This is a genomic window from Chitinophaga sp. (assembly GCF_036569185.1).
Lineage (GTDB): Bacteria > Bacteroidota > Bacteroidia > Chitinophagales > Chitinophagaceae > Chitinophaga.
In genome coordinates, this window is sequence record NZ_DATCRD010000143.1 from 1 (window position 1) to 5,130 (window position 5,130).

General features: G+C 46.3%; 5 protein-coding genes. 4 read left to right on the plus strand and 1 reads right to left on the minus strand.

Going from position 1 to position 5,130, the window contains the following annotated elements; genetic code table 11:
- Positions 1-278 (minus strand): RNA polymerase sigma factor (locus tag VIM72_RS10090; RefSeq protein ID WP_332002710.1); only part of this gene is annotated, 278 nt, incomplete at its 3' end.
- A gap of 381 nt (positions 279-659) precedes the next feature.
- Between VIM72_RS10090 and kbl the strand changes: the two genes are divergently transcribed.
- The 4 genes from kbl to VIM72_RS10110 all read left to right on the plus strand — a co-directional run bounded on the left by kbl (position 660) and on the right by VIM72_RS10110 (position 4,899).
- On the plus strand, positions 660-1,847 hold the full coding sequence (gene kbl, locus VIM72_RS10095; protein ID WP_332002711.1) for a glycine C-acetyltransferase: 1,188 nt from the start codon (positions 660-662) through the stop codon (positions 1,845-1,847).
- A gap of 177 nt (positions 1,848-2,024) precedes the next feature.
- On the plus strand, positions 2,025-2,828 hold the full coding sequence (gene blaOXA / locus VIM72_RS10100; RefSeq protein WP_332002712.1) for a class D beta-lactamase: 804 nt from the start codon (positions 2,025-2,027) through the stop codon (positions 2,826-2,828).
- Positions 2,829-3,067: 239 nt separating this feature from the next.
- On the plus strand, positions 3,068-4,087 hold the full coding sequence (locus tag VIM72_RS10105; protein WP_332002713.1) for a VWA domain-containing protein: 1,020 nt from the start codon (positions 3,068-3,070) through the stop codon (positions 4,085-4,087).
- Between the two features lie 11 nt (positions 4,088-4,098).
- Positions 4,099-4,899, plus strand: coding sequence for a tetratricopeptide repeat protein (locus tag VIM72_RS10110; RefSeq protein WP_332002714.1), 801 nt, complete (start codon positions 4,099-4,101; stop codon positions 4,897-4,899).
- The last annotated feature ends 231 nt before the right edge of the window (positions 4,900-5,130 follow it).

A 5,130-nucleotide genomic window follows, 5' to 3' on the forward strand; every position in this document is an offset into this window, starting at 1 on the left:
ATTTTATGATCCGCCACCTTGTCCTCATCCTTGAACTGGTCTACAAGTGTAATCCGCTTTACCTTACGCACATGGTCTATCATATTGTGGTAGCCAACTGTAAACAGGTATGACTTAGCCTTTTCAAAAGGCACGTCCTGGCAGTGCTTCCACAATATTTCGAATGAATTCTGTACTACGTCCCTGGCATCTTCCGCATGCTCCAGATTTTTAACTATAAAGCGGAATAAATTGTCCGAATACAGATCCACGCATTTATTGTACTCCTTTTCCGTCATTCCGGTGGTGCGGGATTTTAGTGCTAAGTTCCGACAAATACTTTAATACCCATCATTGACTAAATCCATATTTGTTACCCACACCTCCTCTAAAGTTAGTATGTTCTTCCCCCACAGTTGTAGTAACAGCTTCTTTCAAACTGATTGTCAACCTCTTATCAAGCATGCTCTTTTAGCATCTTTTAGCAAGGGAATGAATCATCAGTTTTCCACTTCATGGCATTAATAATCATGATAGTATTATGACGGAGGGCGGCGGGTAAATGTTACACCTGGGTCAAACTTTTTGCATATCCATCCGTTAGTCATTTACGCGATAAATAATCGTAATACATTTATTGCCCATAACTTTGGTAGATCCACTTAAATATTGCAATTTTTATGAATGAGACGTTTATAACCCGTTTACGGGAGGAGCTCGGTGACATCAATAAAGCCGGCCTGTACAAGAGAGAGCGCATTATTACATCTGAGCAGGGAGCCGAAATACAGGTGGGTGGCCAAACAGTGCTTAATTTTTGTGCGAATAATTACCTGGGCCTGTCGTCTCACCCTGCTGTAATAAAAGCAGCCAAAGACGCCATTGATACCCATGGTTATGGCATGAGCAGCGTCCGCTTTATCTGCGGTACGCAGGATATTCACCGGGAACTGGAAGAAAAGATCTCAAAATTCCTCGGCACAGAAGATACTATTTTATATGTAGCGGCTTTTGACGCCAACGGTGGTGTGTTTGAGCCTTTGTTCAATGAACAGGACGCTATCATTTCCGACGCCCTGAACCACGCTTCCATTATTGATGGCGTTCGCCTCTGCAAGGCGCAGCGCTTCCGTTATGAACATAACAATATGGCCGACCTGGAAGCAAAATTACAGGAAGCCAAAAACTGCCGCAGCCGGATCATTGTTACAGACGGATCTTTCAGCATGGATGGCACTATTGCCCAGCTGGACAAAATCTGTGACCTCGCCGATAAATACGATGCCATCGTGATGTCCGACGAAAGCCATTCCTCCGGGTTCCTGGGAAAAACCGGTCGCGGTACCCATGAATACCGTGGCGTTATGGGCCGGGTAGATATCATTACCGGTACCCTGGGTAAAGCCCTGGGCGGCGCCTCCGGCGGATTCACCAGCGGGCCCAAAGAAGTAATCGATATCCTGCGCCAGCGCAGCCGTCCTTACCTTTTTTCCAACTCCGTAGCCCCCAGTATTGTAGGCGCCTCCATCGCTGTACTGGATATGCTGAGTGAAACCACCGCATTACGCGACAAACTGGAATACAACACCAAATATTTCCGCAGCAAAATGACGGAAGCCGGCTTCGACATTAAACCAGGCGACCATCCGATTGTTCCGGTGATGCTGTACGACGCAGTATTGAGCGCCCAGTTTGCCGACAAACTGCTCCAGGAAGGCATCTACGTGATCGGCTTCTTCTTCCCGGTAGTACCGAAAGGCCAGGCCCGCATCCGCGTTCAGCTGAGCGCAGGCCATGAGCAGGAACACCTCGACAAGGCCATTGCCGCCTTTACCAAAGTAGGTAAAGAACTGGGAGTGATTAAATAAAACTTGCTACCGTAACCCGGTGCATAAAGATTGAGTATGATTAAATAAGATTGCGGGTTAGTGGGGAGATAGCCGCCGGGATCATTACGGTTACTATCTCCCTCCTAACCCGTAATTCGTTTTTCTTACGCCGTAATCCTTACTTTTGCACCTCATAACTATTTAATCATTATGCAGATGAAACGATTTGGCTGGATGTTACTCGCGGTGAGCCTGTTCTTCGCTGCCTGCGCCCCGAATAATGTAAAAGAAGAGAAAGACTGGGAAAAGTATTTTGCCCAATACAAAGTGGAAGGCACTTTCATGTTATTCAACAACAGCCAGGGCGTTTTTAAAGTTTACAATCTCGACAGGGCTAAAAAGCGCTTTCAGCCTGCATCTACATTCAAAATATTCAACGCCCTCGTGGGCCTGCACACCGGCGTTATAAAAGATACCGGTATGATCATTCCCTGGGACGGCGTAACCCGCCAGTTCCCCGCCTGGAACCAGGATCTCAGCATGGCGCAGGCCTTTAAACAATCGGCCGTTCCCTACTTCCAGGAAGTAGCCCGGCGCATTGGCCAGCCTACCATGCAGCTCTGGCTCGATTCCATCAAGTACGGTAACATGAAGATCAGCCGCCTGGATACATTCTGGCTGGATAACTCCCTGCTGATTTCCCCGGATGAGGAACTCGGCTTTGTAAAAAAGCTGTACTTCGATCAGCTGCCTTTTGCAAAAACAACCATGAAAACCGTACGGGATGTTATGCTCATGGAAAAAACGCCAAAATATGAGCTCTCTTACAAAACAGGCTGGGATTATAACGATGTGAAAAAATTAGGCTGGGTAGTAGGCTGGATTGAAGAAAACAGGCACCCCACTTTTTTTGTACTGAATATAGAAACAGAAGATCCAAAAATAGATATTCCCAAAGTACGCATGGAAATCATGAGAAGTATTCTCACAGATGCCGGCTACTTCAAAGGCGAAATGTAATATCAGACTTACCGGCAGGCTGGTGTTGTAAATAAGGACTGCGTTCCATATTGCATCATCAGCCTGCTGCTTTTCAGGCATTTATCTCCAGCCCTGGCCCGCTTCTCTCCCACCGGCTCCCGGGGGATCGTTAAAAAAACGATAAAACCTCACTCCGACGGCTTGCAATACGTGACAAAAAAATTATTTTTGATATCTTACCTGGTTTACTACCGATAACGGATATCTTAAAATCGAATATGTTACGATTTCAGCATAGTGAATATTTATGGGCGTTGGTGCTCCTGCTGGTTTTACAGGTGGCTTTCCTTGGCGTATCCTGGTGGAAACGCCGTTCCATACGCCGTATCGGTGATCAGGCGCTGGTGGAAAAGCTTTTTACCGGCTACTCCCGTAAACTGTTTATATTAAAGTTCCTGCTTATTTTCCTGGCCTTCTTTTTTGGGGTAATAGGACTTGCCAACCTGCAGAAGGGCAGCCGCATGGAAAAGATTACCCGTAAAGGCGTGGATGTGATGATAGCGCTGGATGTAAGTAAAAGTATGCTGGCTACTGATGTGCAGCCCGACCGTCTTACGCGTGCCCGCCAGCTGATCAGTAAGCTGATGGATAAACTGGATAACGACCGCGTGGGCCTCGTGGTATTTGCCGGCAACGCTTACCTGCAAATGCCCCTCACAGTAGACTATTCCGCCGCTAAAATGTACCTCAGCACAGTATCGCCAGACATGATCCCCACCCAGGGAACCGCTATTGGCCAGGCCATACAGGTATCAGACGAGGCTTTCAATAAAAAAGAACGTAAACATAAGGCGCTCATCATTATTTCCGATGGGGAAGACCATGATGAAACCGCCCTCCAGCGCACCAAAGCCGCCTTTGAAAACGGCGCTGTTACCAATACCATCGGTATTGGCTCTGTAGCAGGTTCTCCCCTGCCGGACCCGGAAACCGGCGGTTACAAAAAAGACAGGGAAGGCAACACCGTTATTTCCAAACTGAATGAAACAGAACTCAGGGGAATAGCCGCTGCCGGTAAAGGCATCTACCAGCATCTTGATAACAACACCGATGATGTAGTGAATACCCTCGTCAGCAAAATAGATGGAATGGAGCAGAAAGAATTCGGCGAAAATGTATTCACAGACTATAACAGTTATTTTCAGTATTTCCTGGGCATCTGCCTGGCACTGCTGCTGATTGAATTCTTTATCCCGGAAGTCCGTCATAAACGCACGCCCGGATCAACGGTAGCTTAATTTTATTACGCATGAAAATCATCTTTATAAAATATTGTTTTCTTATTACCGCTGTAATGCTTACCGGCCTGGCCGGCTTTGCACAGAACGGCAGTAATAAATATATCCGCAAAGGGAATGAGCTGTACAAAAAACAGCAGTACTCCGATGCAGAAGCCAACTACAAAAAAGCGCTGGAACAAAATGCGCAATCGGCAGAAGGCAGCTATAACCTCGGTAATTCCCTTTACCAGCAAAAGCGCTATGACGATGCCCGCGCACAGTACGCCAATAGCCTGAAGCTGGGTGGTAAACCGGCGATAAAGTCGGACGCCGATTATAATATCGGGAACACTTTTATGGAAGGAAAAAAATGGGAAGAGAGCATTAAATCCTATAAACAGGCATTGAAGATCAACCCCGCCGATGAAGATGCCCGCTACAACCTCGCCTATGCCCAGGCCATGCTGAAAAAACAACAGCAAGGCGGTGGCGGTAACGATAACAAAAACAATAAGGATAAGAATAAAGACAAGAATAAGAACGATAAGAACAAAGACAAAAATAAAGACCAGAACAAGGATCAGCAGGATAAGGATAAAAACAAGGATCAAAACAAGGACCAGAACAAAGATCAACAGAACAAAGACCAGGATAAAGGCGACAAAGACAAGCAGGACCAGGAACAGCAGAAACCTGAACCACAACCCAGCAAGATGAGCAAACAGGAAGCAGAGCGCTTGTTGCAGGCCTTATCACAGGAAGAGAAGAAGTTACAGGACAAAGCTAAAAAAGTGAAAGGTCAGGTAGTACCGAAAGATAAAGACTGGTAATATTTTCATCCTCTCCATATGGCACACCCCAAAGCAGGCCCATCTGCTTTGGGGTGTTTTAGTGTATTCACCAGCTGGTCACGTCCTGATATAGGTTTACACCTAAAAAGGTGTAAATATGCAAAAATCAAACATTTTAGGTCGAAAGAAACAATCAGGGTTCCGCTCCCCGCATGACGTATCCTTTATGATTAAGGTGGCCAACTACTATTCAGAGAATGAAGAAAGCAT

Coding starts and splice junctions, on each gene's coding strand:
- kbl (WP_332002711.1), top strand. CDS start 660: ATGAATGAGACGTTTATAACCCGTTTACGGGAGGAGCTCGGTGACATC.
- blaOXA (WP_332002712.1), top strand. CDS start 2,025: ATGAAACGATTTGGCTGGATGTTACTCGCGGTGAGCCTGTTCTTCGCT.
- VIM72_RS10105 (WP_332002713.1), top strand. CDS start 3,068: ATGTTACGATTTCAGCATAGTGAATATTTATGGGCGTTGGTGCTCCTG.
- VIM72_RS10110 (WP_332002714.1), top strand. CDS start 4,099: ATGAAAATCATCTTTATAAAATATTGTTTTCTTATTACCGCTGTAATG.